Annotated in this window: 2 protein-coding genes; both read right to left on the reverse strand. The window is 70.7% G+C overall.

From position 1 onward, the window contains the following. The coding region (locus tag NBW84_RS22930; RefSeq protein WP_250287322.1) for a hypothetical protein at positions 1 to 393 on the reverse strand (393 nt) is incomplete at its 3' end. Between the two features lie 496 nt (positions 394 to 889). Beyond that, complete coding sequence (locus NBW84_RS22935) at positions 890 to 1,705, reverse strand: dienelactone hydrolase family protein (protein ID WP_250287323.1); 816 nt, start codon at positions 1,703 to 1,705, stop codon at positions 890 to 892. Positions 1,706 to 2,245 lie beyond the last annotated feature (540 nt).

Below are 2,245 nucleotides of genomic sequence, written 5' to 3' on the forward strand. Positions count from 1 at the left end.
GGGCCCGGTCGCCAGGTGGGTGGAGCCGCCGCGGCCGGCGCATACGCCGGGGAAGTCGTGGTAGTAGAGGACGCTGCAGTACTGGCACATCTGCCAGTCGCTCTGCTGGTACTCCGTCTCGCCAGCATGGTGGTCAGTGCTGTTGGTGAAGGGCACTCCGAAGGTCCAGCCCTGAACCCTGTGCGAGAAGCCCGCGGGGCATCGGTTCTGGACCGGCGAAGGGTACCGGACCAGGCCGTGGCACCTGTTGCAGAAACGCCAGTCAGTCTGCCACGTCCCCGACGCCGCGGCGGGTGTGGCGAGCATGGCGGTGGCGGTGGCAGTCGCCAGGCCCAGCCCGGCTGCCAGGATGCCCCGCCGTGAGACGGCGGCCGACGGTTCGTTCATGGTCATCGTGCGTCACCTTCGAGTTCGTGCACGCTCAGGCGTGCCTGTGGTGACCGCATCGTGCGCGGCGCGGTTGCCGCCGCGTATCCGTGCTGGTACTGAACCTGGGCCGCCCGCCCGGTCAGGATGGCGACAGCACAGCGCGCTTCTCGGTCCCACCCGGCCCGCGGCCGGCAGCCGCGCCCCGCGGGCGGGCGGGATCCGGGCGCGTTGGTGCGAGGGTCAGGATGGGTCGGGGCCGGTGGCGAGGACCTCGGCGGGGGTGATGGAGGGAAGGTCGTGGGCGGCACCGACCGGGGCAGGTGATCCGGCCGGCGTGGGTGTTGTGGTCGCGGGCCAGCGCCGGGTCGTGGCGCAGGGGCAGACCTGGGTACGACCCTTGCCGAGCGGCTCGGGGGGCCGAACCGCTCGGCAAGCCGGGCCGTGGTCCGCGAACGCCGCGACCAGCGCGCGTTCGAGCGTGTCGAGTGCGGATGGCTCCGGACTTCGCCGGGCGAATTCGCTACGCCGGTAGAAGGCGTGTTCGGAACAGCTCGAGGACCTGGCCGAGTGCCGCCCGTGTCGGCTGGCCCGGCTCGTCGATGAGGTGCTCGGTGACGACGGAGTGTGGCTTCATCCTGGCCTCGGGGTTGGCGCTGCTGTCGTCGAGCTCGATGGCGACGAAGGCGTCGCCCAGCTGCTCCCGCAGGAACTGGAAGCGCTCAGCCGGTGAGAGGGTGTCGCCCCGGAAGCGCAGGCCGAGCACCTGCAGGCCCTCCGCCGCGCACCGTCCCCTGACCACGTCGAGGTCGGCGGCGGAACAGTCGATGGCCCTCTTCCTGGCCTTGGTGAAGGGAAACGGCAGGGACGGCTCCGCCAGCACTGGAGCGATCAGGCTGGGGTGCGTCGCCATCGCCAGCGCGAACCCGCCGGTGAAGCACATGCCAATGACGCCGACACCGGGCCCGCCGCAGCGCGCGTGCTCGTCCGCGGCGAGGGCACGCAGCCACGAGACCACAGGTGACGTGCGGCTCGTCGCCCAGACGGTGAACTCCCGGCTGACGCAGGCTGGAACAGCCGACGACAGCCCGTACCGCAACGTGCCCAGCCTGCCGGCGGCGAGCGGGTCCTTGCCGGGGACGCCGAACAGGTGCGGCATCACCGCGGTGCAGCCGATGTCGATGACCCGGCGGGCGAACGTGGCCACCTTCGGCGTGATACCCGGCAGCTCCGCGATCACGATCACGGCCGGGCCCGTGCCGGCTCGGTACACCGTCCGAGTCCTGCCGTCGTGGGTGAAGTCCTTCATCTCGAAATCGGCGAGACTGTCGTCGGCCATGGCGGACAGTCAAGCAGAACGCTCATGCTCCCGTGAGACCGGCGCGCCCTCGCAGTTCGCGACTTGGAGTGACCGTCATGTGGGTGACGTGAGGCGCCTGGTGGGCCTGGTGCGTTCACCGGTTTCTTGATCAGAAAAGGCGGGCGGATGCGCCGACACCCTGCCCGTTCGCTGATCCCCGCCTCGGAGTTCACCGGCTTCCGGTTCCCACCGGAAGTGACCGTGCTGGCGGCCCCTGATACCTCCGCTACAACCTGTCGTACTGGGACGCCAACGAACTCCTGCGGGAACAGGGCGCCTGCTGTCCCGCTTGCGCTGCCGTGTGGGCAATCTTGGCGGTTTGCCGGGCTACGCGTGCCGCGGCTGGATCGCCGACGCCGAGGATGGCGGCCGTCGCTCAGACGAGCCGGGGACGCTCTCGGCGCCCGTCCTCAGCATGCTCAGGGAACCCGGGGCAGTTCACTTCTGAACGAGGACGAGGGCCCACTCGGGCGCCGGCAACGCGTCCTGACGGCGCGGATACCGCCTGCCGAGCGGGCG

The sequence above is a fragment of the Protofrankia sp. CiP1_Cm_nod2 genome (genome assembly GCF_920664355.1).
Taxonomy (GTDB): Bacteria; Actinomycetota; Actinomycetes; order Frankiales; family Frankiaceae; genus Protofrankia.